This window comes from Nocardioides sp., from assembly GCF_047602075.1.
GTDB lineage: Bacteria > Actinomycetota > Actinomycetes > Propionibacteriales > Nocardioidaceae > Nocardioides.
Window position 1 is genome coordinate 1,412,198 of sequence record NZ_JASGIF010000002.1, and the last position, 13,081, is coordinate 1,425,278.

At 69.7% G+C, this 13,081-nt stretch carries 17 protein-coding genes; 14 read left to right on the forward strand and 3 right to left on the reverse strand.

From position 1 onward, the window contains the following. Nucleotides 1-39: 39 nt before the first annotated feature. Nucleotides 40-513 carry a hypothetical protein gene (locus QM714_RS19460; protein ID WP_415102986.1) on the reverse strand — a complete coding sequence of 158 codons (474 nt, stop codon included), beginning with the start codon at nt 511-513 and terminating at the stop codon, nt 40-42. A 206-nt stretch (nt 514-719) separates the two neighbouring features. Between QM714_RS19460 and QM714_RS19465 the strand changes: the two genes are divergently transcribed. After that, nucleotides 720-1,253, forward strand: a complete 534-nt coding sequence (locus QM714_RS19465; RefSeq protein ID WP_415102987.1) for a DUF1697 domain-containing protein — start codon at nt 720-722, stop codon at nt 1,251-1,253. A gap of 12 nt (nt 1,254-1,265) precedes the next feature. Here the strand turns inward: QM714_RS19465 and QM714_RS19470 are convergent, their stop codons facing one another. Further along, nucleotides 1,266-1,841 (reverse strand): isochorismatase family protein, encoded by a 576-nt coding sequence (locus QM714_RS19470; protein WP_415102988.1) that lies wholly within the window; start codon nt 1,839-1,841, stop codon nt 1,266-1,268. A 22-nt stretch (nt 1,842-1,863) separates the two neighbouring features. After that, a complete protein-coding gene (locus QM714_RS19475; RefSeq protein WP_415102989.1) occupies nt 1,864-3,162 on the reverse strand; it encodes a nicotinate phosphoribosyltransferase in 1,299 nt (432 codons plus the stop codon). 65 nt (nt 3,163-3,227) lie between these two features. Between QM714_RS19475 and clpS the strand changes: the two genes are divergently transcribed. The 13 genes from clpS (at nt 3,228) to rdgB (ending at nt 13,081) form a co-directional block, all read left to right on the forward strand. Continuing rightward, nucleotides 3,228-3,524 carry an ATP-dependent Clp protease adapter ClpS gene (gene clpS, locus QM714_RS19480; RefSeq protein ID WP_415102990.1) on the forward strand — a complete coding sequence of 99 codons (297 nt, stop codon included), beginning with the start codon at nt 3,228-3,230 and terminating at the stop codon, nt 3,522-3,524. Further along, nucleotides 3,521-4,105 carry a DUF2017 domain-containing protein gene (locus QM714_RS19485; protein ID WP_415102991.1) on the forward strand — a complete coding sequence of 195 codons (585 nt, stop codon included), beginning with the start codon at nt 3,521-3,523 and terminating at the stop codon, nt 4,103-4,105. Before clpS ends, QM714_RS19485 begins: the two co-directional genes overlap by 4 nt. Nucleotides 4,106-4,144: 39 nt before the next feature. After that, nucleotides 4,145-4,576 carry a Mov34/MPN/PAD-1 family protein gene (locus QM714_RS19490; protein ID WP_415102992.1) on the forward strand — a complete coding sequence of 144 codons (432 nt, stop codon included), beginning with the start codon at nt 4,145-4,147 and terminating at the stop codon, nt 4,574-4,576. Nucleotides 4,577-4,604: 28 nt separating this feature from the next. Then, on the forward strand, nt 4,605-4,877 hold the full coding sequence (locus QM714_RS19495; RefSeq protein ID WP_415102993.1) for a MoaD/ThiS family protein: 273 nt from the start codon (nt 4,605-4,607) through the stop codon (nt 4,875-4,877). After that, nucleotides 4,874-5,824 carry a PLP-dependent cysteine synthase family protein gene (locus QM714_RS19500; RefSeq protein WP_415102994.1) on the forward strand — a complete coding sequence of 317 codons (951 nt, stop codon included), beginning with the start codon at nt 4,874-4,876 and terminating at the stop codon, nt 5,822-5,824. The genes QM714_RS19495 and QM714_RS19500 overlap by 4 nt, the downstream gene beginning before the upstream one ends. Continuing rightward, nucleotides 5,815-6,978: a DUF3152 domain-containing protein gene (locus tag QM714_RS19505; protein WP_415102995.1), complete on the forward strand. Its 1,164-nt coding sequence runs from the start codon at nt 5,815-5,817 to the stop codon at nt 6,976-6,978. Before QM714_RS19500 ends, QM714_RS19505 begins: the two co-directional genes overlap by 10 nt. A gap of 77 nt (nt 6,979-7,055) precedes the next feature. Beyond that, on the forward strand, nt 7,056-8,033 hold the full coding sequence (locus QM714_RS19510) for a ribose-phosphate diphosphokinase (protein WP_415103069.1): 978 nt from the start codon (nt 7,056-7,058) through the stop codon (nt 8,031-8,033). A gap of 271 nt (nt 8,034-8,304) precedes the next feature. Then, on the forward strand, nt 8,305-9,171 hold the full coding sequence (gene murI, locus QM714_RS19515; RefSeq protein WP_415102996.1) for a glutamate racemase: 867 nt from the start codon (nt 8,305-8,307) through the stop codon (nt 9,169-9,171). Then, nucleotides 9,168-9,923, forward strand: coding sequence for an MBL fold metallo-hydrolase (locus QM714_RS19520; RefSeq protein ID WP_415102997.1), 756 nt, complete (start codon nt 9,168-9,170; stop codon nt 9,921-9,923). Before murI ends, QM714_RS19520 begins: the two co-directional genes overlap by 4 nt. 59 nt (nt 9,924-9,982) lie before the next feature. Further along, a complete protein-coding gene (locus QM714_RS19525; protein WP_415102998.1) occupies nt 9,983-10,924 on the forward strand; it encodes an ABC transporter ATP-binding protein in 942 nt (313 codons plus the stop codon). After that, on the forward strand, nt 10,921-11,727 hold the full coding sequence (locus tag QM714_RS19530) for an ABC transporter permease (protein WP_415102999.1): 807 nt from the start codon (nt 10,921-10,923) through the stop codon (nt 11,725-11,727). Before QM714_RS19525 ends, QM714_RS19530 begins: the two co-directional genes overlap by 4 nt. Then, a complete protein-coding gene (gene rph / locus QM714_RS19535; protein WP_415103000.1) occupies nt 11,727-12,461 on the forward strand; it encodes a ribonuclease PH in 735 nt (244 codons plus the stop codon). The genes QM714_RS19530 and rph overlap by 1 nt, the downstream gene beginning before the upstream one ends. Then, entirely contained in the window at nt 12,458-13,081 is a 624-nt protein-coding gene (gene rdgB / locus QM714_RS19540) for an RdgB/HAM1 family non-canonical purine NTP pyrophosphatase (protein ID WP_415103001.1), read from the forward strand. Before rph ends, rdgB begins: the two co-directional genes overlap by 4 nt.

Sequence of the window (13,081 nt, forward strand, 5' to 3'; positions counted from 1 at the left end):
GCAAGGCCGACGCCTCGCCGAGACCGATGGAAGCGGTGGCTAGTAGCGCCGCTCGCGCGGGTTCTTGCGCCGGAAGATGATCATCAACAGCCCGAGCAGGCCCACGAGTCCGCCGGCCAGGAGACCCTTGCCCAGCTCGAGCCCGAGCTCGCTGGTGGTGCCCTTGATCGGCACCGACAACAGGGTGGCGCCAGCACGCGGGCAGTTGACGATGTACTGCCCGGTCGTCTCGGTGTAGAAGCTGCCGCGCGGCACGTAGGCGTCCTCACCCCACATCACCGCGTCGCCCGCCTCGGTAACGCCGACCGAGCTCACCGAGATCTGCGGGCCGTTGCGCAGCCGGACCACGCAGTCACGCTTGCCGGCCTGCTGGGCCTCGGTGGCGAACAGGTAGGTCGAGCCTTCGTAGAGCAGGACCGGCTCGCGGTTGCCGATGATCCCGGTGTGTTCGAGATCCAGGTGAGTGATGGCGGCCTTCGCGGTGAGCCCAAACCAGACCACCGGCGCCAGCAACAGCACGATGATGCCCAAGATCAGCGGCGGGCCCGGGCGACCAGGGTCATAGCCGAGACCCGGCGGGCGCGCCTCGACCAGGACAGGTTGGACCTGCCCTCCAGGGTCTGGGTCGGCTCATCCACGGGGTCACTCCTGGGTCGACTGCTCGATCAGGGTTCCACGACTGGAGCCGGCGTGAGACCGGAATGCGCGACAATCACCCCATGCCGACCTACGTCGCCTTCCTGCGCGCAATCAACCTGGGGCCGACCCGGAAGTTCCCCAAGGAGGCGATCAAGGAGGCCGTGGAGTCGGTCGGTGCCACCGATGTCGCGACCTACATCAACACCGGCAACGTCCGGCTGACGAGCCGGATGCGCTCGGTCGAGAAGGTGGCGGCCACGCTCGAGGACGCGTTCGCGGCGGACCGGGGCTTCGAGGTGCCGACGATCGTGTTCACCGTCGACGAGCTGCGGCAGGTGGTGGCCGACGCGGACGAGTTCGCCGGCCAATTCGACGGATTCGCCGCGCACTCGGTGACGCTCTACTCGCAGCCGCCCCCGGAAGCAGCGGCCCGTGCACTCGAGGCGCTTGCCTTGGGCGACCATGCGCTCGTGCGGGGCCGTGCCGCCCATGTGCTGGTGACGAACAGCATCCTCGACTCCAAGACGCTGACCGGCAAGGAGTTCAAGGCGCTGGGAGTGGGCACTGCCCGCTACGCCAAGGTGCTTCGGGAGATCGTGACCCGCTGGTGCTGAGCGCCGAGGCGGTCAGGTGACGGTGACACCGGCGGCCACCATCTCCACCAAGGCGGCCTCGGTGGTGCCCGGAGCCACACCCGCGCACAGGTCGGTCAGCAGACGGACCGAGAAGCCCGCAGCCACCGCGTCCAGCACCGTCGCGCGCACGCAGTAGTCCGTCGCGATCCCGCATACGTCGACCTCGGTCACCTCGTGGTGGCGCAGCCAGTCGGCCAGCCCGGCTCCGGAGGCGTCCTCGCCCTCGAAGCCGGAGTACGCCGCCTGGTGCTCGCCCTTGAGGAAGATCGCGTCGAACGGCTGCGGGTCGAGGTTGGGATGGAACGCCTCGCCCTCGGTGCCCACCCGGCAGTGCACCGGCCAGGAGTCGACGAAGTCCGGCTCGCGGGACCAGTGCTCCCCGGGGTCGACGTGGTGATCTTTGGTGGCCACCACGTGGGCATAGTCCGGCGACTCCGGGTCCTGCCGGCTCCAGTGGTGAAGCAGCACGCCGACGTCGTGAGCGACCTGGGCGCCGCCGTCAACAGGCAACGATCCGCCCTCGCAGAAGTCGTTCTGGACATCGACCACGATCAGCGCGCGCTTCATGCTCCTGAGCGTAGTCGCCGCGTCAGTGGTCGTCGCCGACGTGCAGGGTGTCGATCACCGGCTCGCCCTTGGACATCTGGCGGGCGGCGAGGGGGAGCTCGCTGCGGCGGGTGAGATGGCGCTCGCGGGCCGCATCGAGCGGCTCCCGGCCGACCACCTCGCCGTCTCGGACCAGGGGCACGAGGAGGGGGCGATCGTCGCCGTCGTTGACGGGTGGCTCGCCGACCCCGATCACCTCGGCTTCGGCGACACCCTGTGCGTTGCGTCGGCGCAGGGCGAACTTGCGACCGCCGATGGAGATCTTGTCGGTGCTCTTCTTCGCCACCGACACCATCTCGCCCTGGTCGTCCGCGCGAGCGACCAGCTTGTAGACGAAGCCGCAGGTCGGGTGTCCAGACCCGGTCACCAATTGGGTGCCAACGCCATAGCCATCCACCGGAGCCGCGCGCAGCGCCGCGATCGCGAACTCGTCCAGGTCGCTGGTCACGATGATCCGCGTCTCGGTGGCACCGAGCCGGTCGAGCTGCTCACGGACACGCACCGCGAGCACGCCCAGGTCTCCGGAGTCGATGCGCACCGCGCCCAGCTCCGGCCCGGCGATCTCCACCCCGAGTCGGACCGCCTCGGTGATGTCGTAGGTGTCGACCAACAGTGACGTTCCGGTGCCGAGCGAGGCCACCTGAGCGCGGAATGCGTCCGCCTCGCTGTCGTGCAGCAGCGTGAAGCTGTGCGCGCTGGTGCCGGCGGTCGGGACGCCGTACCGGTGCCCGGCCGCCAGGTTGGAGGTGGTCGCGAAGCCGGAGAGGTACGCCGCCCGCGCGGCCGCCACAGCCGCCTCCTCGTGGGTTCGCCGTGACCCCATCTCGATGCAGGGTCGGCCTGCCGCGGCCGTGGTCATCCGTGAGGCCGCCGAGGCGATCGCCGAGTCGTGGTTGTAGATCGACAGCAGCACGGTCTCCAGCAGGACGGCCTCGGCGAAGGTGCCCTCGACGATGAGGATGGGGGAGTAGGGGAAGTAGATCTCGCCCTCGGCATAACCCCAGATGTCACCGCTGAAGCGGTAGTCGGCGAGCCAAGCCAGGGTGGCCTCGTCGACCACGTGGCCGTTGCGCAGCGCCGTGAGCACCTCGTCGTCGAAGCGGAAGCGCTCGACCGCGTCCAGGGCCCGACCGACGCCGGCCACGACGCCGTACCGTCGTCCCTCCGGCAGACGCCGCGGGAACAGCTCGAACACCGACCGGCGATGTGCCGTGCCGGCCTGGAGCGCGGCCTGCAGCATGGTCAGCTCGTAGTGGTCGGTCAGCAACGCCGTCGAGGTCACGGAGCACAGCGTAGGCGTCCGGGAGGGCGCTTCGGCAGGTGGCGCTCATGTGCCACGATGCAGGTGTGTCCACCGCGAGTCCCGTCGAGGTCGATCCGACCCTGACCCCCGACGACGTCGTCGTCCCGGCGTTGCCGTGGGTGACCATCGTCTGGAACGACCCCGTCAACCTGATGTCGTATGTCACCTACGTCTTCACCAAGTACTTCGGCTATGACAAGAAGAAAGCCGAGAAGCTGATGCTCGAGGTGCACCACGACGGAAAGTCCAAGGTCAGCTCCGGCACGCGAGAAGAGATGGAGCGCGACGTGCAGGCGATGCACGAGTTCGGTCTCTGGGCGACGATGGAGAAGGACGGGTGAGCGGGTTCACCCGCCACCGTCGCAGCCGCCTGATCTTCGCGACGTTCGCCGGGTTCGAGGCCGAGCTGCTGCGGTCGCTGGCGTCTCAGCTGATCGAGCTGCTGCGCAACGAGCGCGCCGCACCAGCCGAGGCCGTCGATCCGCTGGAGGCGATGCTCGACTTCTCGGGCCCGACCTCGGCGCCCGAGGACCCGGTGCTGCAGCGGCTCTTCCCGACCGCCTATCCCGACGACGAGGAGGCGGCCGCGGAGTTCCGCAGGTTCACCGAGGGCTCTCTGCGCGACGGCAAGGCCGCTGCCGCCGGTGCGGTCATCGACGCCCTCGAGTCCGCCGGCCTGCCGCCCCAGCTCGACCAGGAGGGATTGGTCGTCGACGTCGAGCTCGACGAGGCGGCCGCCGAGACCTGGTTGCGCTGCTTCACCGACCTCCGTCTCGCCCTCGCGACCCGCCTCGGCGTCGAGGAGGGCGACGAGGCCTACTGGGCGACGCTTGCCGACGAGGACCCTCGAGCTCGGGCGCACGACATCTACGAGTGGGTCGGCTATCTCCAGGAGACCTTGGTCAGCGCCCTGACCCGCTAACCGGATCCAGACTGTGACCGCTCGGTAGGGTGGGGCACCGTGTTGACCATCGACCAGGAGACCTACGACGCCATCGTCGCCCACGCCAAGCGGGACCACCCCGACGAGGCCTGCGGAGTGGTGGCAGGCCCGGCTGGGAGCGACCGGCCGGAGCGGTTCGTGGCGATGGTCAACGCTGCCGGGAGCCCGACGTTCTACGAGTTCGACTCCACCGAGCTGCTGGCGCTCTACAAGGAGATGGACGAGCGCGACGAGGAGCCGGTGGTGATCTACCACTCCCACACCGCCACCGAGGCCTATCCGAGCCGAACCGACACCGACCTGGCGATGGAGCCGGGAGCGCACTACGTGCTGGTCTCCACCCGCGAGAGCGGGAATAACGAGGGCCCGGTCGAGTTTCGGTCCTACAGGATCAGCGACGGCGTGGTCACCGAAGAGGACGTGACCGTCGTCGATCGCCTGCCCGACTAAACCCACCAGAGACTGGAGCACCGACGACATGGCCATCGAGGTCCGCATCCCGACCATCCTGCGCAGCTACACCGGCGGCGAGAAGTCCGTCGAGGCGTCCGGCGCCACGCTGACCGCGCTGATCGACGACCTCGAGGCCAACCACCCGGGCATCCGCGAGCGGCTGATCGACCAGGGCGAGCTGCGTCGGTTCGTCAACGTCTACGTCAACGACGAGGATGTCCGCTTCATCGGCGGCTTGGACGCGGCTCTCAGCGACGGTGACCAGCTCGTCATCCTCCCGGCCGTCGCGGGCGGGTGACCCGCTTCGCGAACCTCCTGGACTCGGTGGGCGGAACTCCGCTCGTCGGGCTCCCGAGCCTGTCCCCGAGTCCCGACGTACGGCTATGGGCCAAGCTCGAAGACCGCAACCCGACCGGCTCGATCAAGGACCGCGCGGCGCTGGCGATGCTGGAGCAGGCCGAGGCCGACGGCCGGCTGAAGCCCGGCTGCACGCTGCTCGAGCCCACCTCGGGGAACACCGGGATCAGCCTGGCCATGGCCGCCAAGCTCAAGGGCTACCGACTGGTCTGCGTGATGCCGGAGAACACGTCGGAGGAGCGCCGCCAGCTGCTGCGGATGTGGGGTGCGGAGATCGTCTCCTCACCCGCCGCGGGCGGCAGCAACGAGGCGGTCAGGGTCGCCAAGATGGTCGCCGAGGAGCACCCGGACTGGGTGATGATGTATCAGTACGGCAACGAGGCGAACGCGCTGGCGCACTACCGCGGCACCGGCCCCGAACTGCTCGCCGATTTGCCCACCATCACGCACTTCGTCGCCGGCCTCGGGACCACCGGCACCCTGATGGGTGTCTCGCGCTTCTTCCGTGAGCACAAGCCCGACGTGCGGATCGTCGCCGCCGAGCCGCGGTACGGCGAACTGGTGTACGGCCTGCGCAACATGGACGAAGGGTTCGTGCCCGAACTCTACGACCCCGAGCTGATCGACACCCGCTTCTCCGTCGGGCCACGCGATGCCGTCCGCCGAGTGCGCGAGCTCCTCGAGCGGGAAGGCGTCTTCGCCGGCATCTCGACCGGTGCGATCCTGCATGCGGCTCTCGGTCAGGCCGTGCGTGCACAGCGCGCTGGTCAGTCGGCGGATATCGCGTTCGTGGTCGCGGACGGCGGCTGGAAGTACCTCTCGACCGGTGCCTACGAGGGCACCATCGACGAGGCCGAGGAGGGTCTGGAGGGCCAGCTATGGGCCTGAGGGGACGCCTGATCGGGGGCACCGTGGCCGTGGCGCTCTCCATGTCGGGGCCGGCCCGCGCGGACGACACCGATCCGGTGAACCTGACTCCGCCGACGGTGTCGGGTGAGTCGGTCTTCCATCAGCGGCTACGCGCCGGCCCTGGCACCTGGGACGTCGACGAGCTGACCTTCGCCTACCAGTGGCTGCGGGACGGCCGAGCGGTCAAGGACGCCACTGCCCGCAGATATCGACTTCAGGTCGCCGACCTGGGCGCCCGGATGTCGGTGCGGGTGACGGCAACCTCGACCGCAGGCGGGTCCTCCTCCGCCACCAGCGCCGAGACCGGCGCCGTTGCCCGGGCCGATCTCGCCACGGTGGCCCGACCGCGAGTCTCCGGGGTGAAGCGGTTCGCGCACCGGCTCCGTGCGACCGCTGGTCGGTTCGCGCCCGCGGCCGAGCGAGTGCGCTACCGGTGGCTCCGTGACGGTGACCGGATCCGCGGCGCGACCAGGGCGTCGTACCTGCTCAGCGCCGCCGACGTCGGCCATCGCCTCCGGGTCCAGGTGACCGCGCGTCGGGACGGCTACCGGCCGCTGAGCGTGGTCTCCGGGCGCACCTCGAAGATCGGGCAGCGGGTGCCGCTGCGCCGCACGGTCACCTTCCACGTCGAGACCCGCGGCAAGATCAAGGCGAGCCTGGCCACCTTCAAGGCGCAGGCCCGACAGACCTACGCCGACCCGCGCGGGTGGCGCGGCGCCGGGATCGGCTTCAAACAGGTGGCCAAGGGCGGCTCGTTCACGCTTGTGCTCGCGGAGGCGAGCTGGCTGCCTCGCTTCTCCTCCAGCTGCAGCGCTCGGTGGAGCTGCCGGGTCGGCCGTTACGTGATCGTCAACCAGACCCGGTGGCTGCACGCCAGCCCGGCCTGGCGCGCGGCAGGGCGGAGCGTGCGCGACTACCGCACCATGGTCGTCAACCACGAGACCGGTCACTGGCTCGGCCACGGCCACGCCTCCTGCCCCGGGCGGGGCAAGCTGGCGCCGGTGATGATGCAGCAGTCCAAGGGGCGGGCGGGCTGCCGGTTCAATCCGTGGCCGCTGCCCTCGGAGCTGTGGGCGCGACCCGGAGGCAAGCAGGCGTCGACGACCATGGTCGGCCGGGTCTGGGTCGAGTGAAGGTCGGTTAGGGTGAGCCTCGACACCACCGGAACGGCCTGACGGAGCCCGCCTTGGTCAACAGTCTGCGCGATCTGATGCACGAGTTGGTCGTCTTCAGCGGCAGCGCCCACCGCCCGCTCGCGCGGGCCATCTGCGACGACCTCGGCGTCGATCTCGCTCCCGTGGAGATGACCCGGTTCAGCAACGACTGTCTCCAGGCCCAGCTCCAGGCCAACTGTCGCCAGCGCGACGTCTACATCGTGCAGCCCCTGGTGCCGCCCACCCAGGAGCACCTGATGGAGCTGCTCTTGATGATCGATGCCGCCCGCGGCGCGTCGGCCTCCCAAGTCACCGCGGTCATCCCGCACTACTCCTACGCCCGGTCGGACAAGAAGGACGCCTCCCGCATCTCGATCGGTGGTCGCCTGGTCGCCGACCTGCTGGCCACCTCGGGCGTCGATCGGGTGATCACGATGACCCTGCACGCACCGCAGGTGCACGGATTCTTCTCCGTTCCCGTCGATCAGCTCACCGCGCTCGGCATCCTCGCCGACCACTACTCGAGCCAGGACCTCAGCGACGCCGTGGTCGTCTCACCCGACCTCGGCAACGCCAAGACCGCCACTCAGTTCTCCCGCCTGCTCGGGCTGCCCGTTGCGGCGGGGAGCAAGCGCCGACTCGCCGACGACCGGGTCGTGATCGACGCGATCGTCGGCGACGTCTCCGGCAAGCGAGCGATCGTGCTCGACGACGAGATCGCCACCGGCGGCTCCATCGTCGAGCTCCTCGACCGGCTCGAGGACTCTGGCTGCACCGGCGCCTCGGTGGCCTGCACCCACGGTCTCTTCGTCGGGAAGGCCGTGGATCGTCTCCGCAATCACCCGATGATCACCGAGGTCGTCACCACCGACACCGTGCCCGCACCCGCCGACTGGCCCGAGCTGAAGATCCGCAGCGTCGCCGGCCTCTTCGCCGAAGCGGTCGCCCGGATCCACGCCGGAGAGTCCGTCAGCAGCCTCTTCGACGGCGTCGACCCGTCCCTCGGCCCGCCCCAGCCGAAGCTGTTCGAGTAGCCGGCGCTGGCCGACAGGGCAACGACGGCGGGAGAGCGCCGCTCGTGGTCGGGATCGCTGGCCGGGTTGCTGGTGCTGCCTGACCGCGCGCGGCAGACGGAGCGGGGTGCAGTTTCGGTCCAATCGATGGCCCTATTGGGTCTTCGGCTCGGCGCTCGCAGGGAGCGAGTGGCCCAGGCTGTCGACCCACGGGCAACCACCCGCGACTCCCAACGTGAGGTGCATCGCCTTCGCATGCATCGACGGCGTGAGACGCCTAGCCTGTCTCCTTGTGTTGGATGGACTGGATGTCGACGAGGTGGCGCTCACCCGGGAGGCGCCGATCGGGATCTTCGACTCCGGATTCGGCGGCCTGACGGTGGCCCGGTCGGTCATCGACCAACTGCCGCACGAGTCGATCGTCTACTTGGGCGATACCGCCCGCCAGCCCTACGGCCCCAAGCCGATCGGGGAAGTGCGGGAATATGCGCTGGAGTGCCTCGACCACCTGGTCGCCGAGGGCGTCAAGGCGCTGGTGATCGCCTGCAATTCGGCCAGCGCCGCGATGCTGCGCGACGCGCGCGAGAGGTACGACGTCTCGGTGGTGGAGGTGATCTACCCTGCCACCCGCCGCGCGGTGGCCGCCTCGCGCAACCACCACATCGGCGTGATCGGCACCCGGGCGACCATCGACTCGATGGCCTATGTCGATGCCTTCGCGGCTGCCCCGCAGGTCGATCTGGTCACCAAGGCGTGCCCCCGCTTCGTCGACTTCGTGGAGCAGGGCATCACGGGCGGGCCGGAGCTGCTTGCCGCGGCGCACGAGTATCTCGACCCGCTGGCGGACGCAGGCGTGGACACGCTCGTCCTGGGCTGCACCCACTATCCGCTGCTGACGGGCGTCATCTCCTATGTGATGGGCGACGACGTGACCCTGGTCAGCTCGGCGGAGGAGTGCGCCAAGGAGGTCTACCGGATGCTGGTGGAGTCCGACCTGATGCGCCCGGGCGGCGAGCCGACGTATCGCTTCTTGACCACTGGCGAGCCCGAGGAGTTCGAGTCCATCGGCAGTCGCTTCCTGGGACCGGAGCTCCGTGCCGCCTCACAGTTCGCCGGAGGGTTGGCATCGGAGGGGCTGGCATCCGGGGGCCGGGCATGAGGGTGACCGCGGTCGGCTGCTCGGGCTCCTATCCGGGCCCGGACTCCCCGGCCAGCTGCTACCTGGTCGAGGCCGATCATGAGGGCCGCACCTGGCGCATCGTGCTCGACCTCGGCAACGGGGCGCTCGGCGCCTTGCACCGTCACGTCGACCCGTTGGCCATCGACGCGGTCTTTCTCAGCCACCTGCACGCGGATCACTGCCTGGACCTGTGCAGCTACTACGTGCTGCGCAGATATCACCCGCGGGGGTCGCCGCCGCGCATCCCCGTCTTCGGTCCGGCCGGGGTGGCCGGTCGGCTGGCCGCCGCCTACGACCTCCCACCCGAGCCGGGCATGTCCGGTGAGTTCGACTTCCAGGAGTACGACGCCGCGGTGCGGGTCGGCCCGCTCCTGGTCGAGCCGGTGCCGGTGGAGCACCCGGTCCCGGCCTACGCGCTGCGGGTCAGTGGTGACGGTCGGGTGATGGCCTACTCGGGGGACACGGCCGTGTGTGACGGACTGCTGCAGGCGGCGGCTGACGCCGACCTTCTGCTCGCCGAGTCGTCCTTCCTGGACGGAGCGGAGAACCCGCCGGGGGTCCACCTCACCGGCGCCCAGGCCGGCAGCGTGGCGACCACGGCAGGGGTCGGTCGTCTGGTGCTGACCCATATCCCACCGTGGCACGACCCCCAGGTGTCGCTGGCCGCCGCGCGGACGACGTACGACGGCTCGGTGGAACTCGCCCGCACCGGAGCGGTCTACCACCTCTGAGCTGCGCCGACGCCGCCCAGGATTCAGGGGCTTGTGGGGTGATCTGTAAGGGTGGAGCAATGATCACTGTGAGCGGTCTGTCCAAGACGTACGGCGCCTTCACCGCCGTCGACCACGTGGATTTCACGTGCCGGCCGGGACGCGTGACCGGATTCCTCGGCCCGAACGGCGCGGGCAAGACCACCACGATGCGCGTCATGGTGGGGCTCACCCCGGCGACATCCGGCTCCGTCACCATCGGGGGCCACCGATTCGCCGACCTGCCCAACCCGGGCCGGCTGGTGGGCGTGCTCCTCGACGCCTCCGCCCAGCACGCGGGACGCACCGGGCGTGAGGTGCTGGCGATCAGTGCCGCCACCATGGGTCTGCCCTCTTCCAGGGTCGACGAGATGCTGGAGGTGGTCGGGCTCAACGCGACCGAGGCCAAGCGCCGAGTCCGCAACTACTCCCTCGGTATGCGGCAGCGTCTCGGGATCGCCAATGCGCTCCTCGGCGATCCTTCGGTGCTGATCCTCGACGAGCCGGCCAACGGCTTGGATCCGGCTGGCATCCGGTGGATGCGCGACCTGCTGAGCTCCTATGCGGCGCGCGGCGGGACCGTGCTGCTGTCCAGCCACCTGCTGCACGAGGTGGAGCAGGTCGCCGACGACATGCTGCTCATCGACCAGGGCCGCATCGTCGCGGGGGGTGACAAGGCGACGTTGCTGGCGAGCACCCACACCGGCGCCCTGGTCACCTCCACCGACAACGCGGCGCTGGCCGCAGCGCTCGCCGAGGCGGGCCTCGCCGTCGCCCCCTCCGGCACGGGTCTGTCGGTGGATGCGGAACCCCTCCAGGTCGGCACCGTCGCCGCTAGGCACCAGATCGTGTTGAGCGACCTCCGCCCCGACGGTGGCGGCCTCGAGAGCCTGTTCATGTCCCTCACCAGCGAGGGCCAGCGTGACGTCCTCCAGGGCGACCCCGTGCTCGCTGGTGCCTCTCCGGAAGGAGCTCACCGATGAGCGCCACCCCCACTGCGGACCAGCTCACCCTCGACATCGCCAGCGTCCGGCCGGTCTCCTTCGTCAGCTTGGTCCGGGTGGAGCTGCGGAAGATGGCCGACACCCGGGCCGGGCTGTGGCTGCTGATCTCGATCGGCCTGATCACCGCGCTCGTGATGGTGATCCAGTTCTGGGTCGGCCTGGCCAACGACCTGCACCTGACCTTTCAGGACTTCATGATCGGCATGAACACTCCGATGGGCATCCTGTTGCCCGTGCTGGGCATCCTGGGCGTCACCCAGGAGTGGGGTCAGCGCACCGCGCTGGTCACCTTCACCCTGGTGCCTTCTCGAGTCCGGGTGCTGGCAGCGAAGTTCGTGGGTCTGCTCGTCTGGGCGATCGCAGCCCTGATCGTCGGTCTGGCGCTCGCCTCCCTGTCGAACATTCTCTTCGCGGCCATGTCGGGCGACTCTGCCGTCTGGGGGGTCGGCATCGGCGACCTGGCCCGCTATCTGCTCCTGCATGTGTTGGGCCTCGCGACCGGCTTCGCGTTCGGGGTGCTCTTCCTCAACTCCGCGGTCGCGATCGTCATCTATTTCGTCTACTCCTTCGTGCTGCCAGGCATCTTCGCGATCGGTGCGCAGCTGATGGACTGGTTCGCCAAGGTCCAGCCGTGGATCGACTTCAACGACGCTCAGTCGGTGCTCATCGGGGAGTCCGGCGTCGGCAAGCAGTGGGCCCACCTGGTCGTCTCCGGTCTGCTCTGGCTGGCTCTGCCGCTGGTCGTGGGCGTCTGGCGCGCGGTCCGCGCGGAGGTGAAGTAGTGACGCGCGCCGACGGCCGCGCGGACGATGAACTGCGCCCGGTCACGATCACCCGCCACTGGCTCGACCACGCCGCCGGATCGGTGCTGGTCGAGTTCGGCAAGACCCGGGTGCTCTGCGCCGCCTCTGCGACGGAGGGTGTGCCGCGTTGGCGTCGGGGCTCGGGCCTGGGCTGGGTGACCGCTGAGTACGCCATGTTGCCCGCCTCCACCAACACCCGCTCCGACCGGGAGTCGGTGCGCGGTCGGATCGGTGGGCGCACTCACGAGATCTCCCGGCTGGTCGGTCGCTCCCTGCGCGCCGTGATCGACTATCAGGCGCTCGGCGAGAACACCATCGTGCTCGACTGCGATGTGCTGCAGGCCGACGGAGGCACCCGCACCGCCTCGATCACGGGGGCGTACGTCGCCCTGGCCGACGCGGTCGCCCACCTCCGCTCGGCTGGTGCGTTGACCGGCGAGCCGCTGACGGGCTCCGTGGCAGCGGTGAGTGTCGGCATCATCGACGGCGTGCCGCGGCTCGACCTCCCCTACGAGGAGGATGTCCGGGCGGAGACCGACATGAATGTCGTGATGACGGGGGAGGGCTCCTTCGTCGAGGTGCAGGGCACCGCCGAGGGCCAGCCCTTCGATCGTGGCGAGCTCGACGCCCTGCTCACCTTGGCGACCAAGGGCTGTGCCGACCTGACCCGTCTGCAGCGCGAGGCGTTGGCCGACGGGAACGCCGACCGGTGACCGAGGTCTTCCTCGCCTCCCGCAACGCCAAGAAGCTCGGCGAGCTGCAGCGCATCCTGGTGGCCCATGCCCCGGGGATCCGGGTGCTGGGCCTCGAGGACGTGGCGGCGTACGACGAGCCGCGCGAGGACCAGCCCACCTTCGAGGGCAATGCGCTGGTGAAGGCGCGCGCCGGTTTGCAGGCCACCGGGCTGCCGACCCTCGCCGACGACAGCGGGCTGTGCGTCGACGCGCTCAACGGGATGCCGGGGGTGCTCTCGGCGCGGTGGTCGGGGCCGCCGAAGTCCGACGACCGCAACAACCAGCTCCTCCTGGCGCAGCTCGAGGATGTCCCCGACGAGCGGCGCGGCGCGCACTTCGAGTGTGTCGTCGCGTTCTGTCACCCCGACGGCACCGAGCTCGTCGAGCACGGCCAGATGACCGGCCGGATCATCCGGGAGCTCCGCGGGTCCGGCGGCTTCGGCTACGACGTGCTGTTCGTGCCCGACGAGTCCGCCTCTCACGGTCGCGAGCTGACCTCGGCCGAGCTGCCACAGGCCGACAAGGACGCCATCTCGCACCGTGGTCGAGCCCTGCGTCGACTGGCTCCCCGAGTCGCTGCCGCGCTGGAGGTCGGCTGA